Source organism: Streptomyces sp. DH12, assembly GCF_020873895.1.
Taxonomy (GTDB): Bacteria; Actinomycetota; Actinomycetes; order Streptomycetales; family Streptomycetaceae; genus Streptomyces.
The window spans coordinates 1-389 of record NZ_JAHWGT010001663.1; the positions used below are offsets into that span (position 1 = coordinate 1).

General features: G+C 68.6%; 1 protein-coding gene. It reads left to right on the forward strand.

Features of this window, described 5'->3' with window-relative positions:
* A partial coding sequence (locus LPA54_RS41620; protein ID WP_228985548.1) for an ATP-dependent Clp protease proteolytic subunit occupies positions 1 to 376 on the forward strand: 376 nt, incomplete at its 5' end.
* Positions 377 to 389 lie beyond the last annotated feature (13 nt).

A 389-nucleotide genomic window follows, 5' to 3' on the forward strand; every position in this document is an offset into this window, starting at 1 on the left:
CGACACGATGCAGTACGTGAAGCCGGACATCCAGACGGTGTGCATGGGCCAGGCGGCCTCCGCCGCCGCCGTCCTGCTCGCCGCCGGCACGCCCGGCAAGCGCATGGCGCTGCCGAACGCCCGGGTGCTGATCCACCAGCCCTACAGCGAGACCGGCCGCGGCCAGGTCTCGGACCTGGAGATCGCCGCCAACGAGATCCTCCGCATGCGGACGCAGCTGGAGGACATGCTGGCCAAGCACTCCACCCGTCCGATCGAGAAGATCCGCGAGGACATCGAGCGCGACAAGATCCTCACGGCCGAGGACGCGCTGGACTACGGCCTGATCGACCAGATCATCACCACCCGGAAGATGGACAACTCCAGCCTGCGCTGAGGCGGGGCTGGGG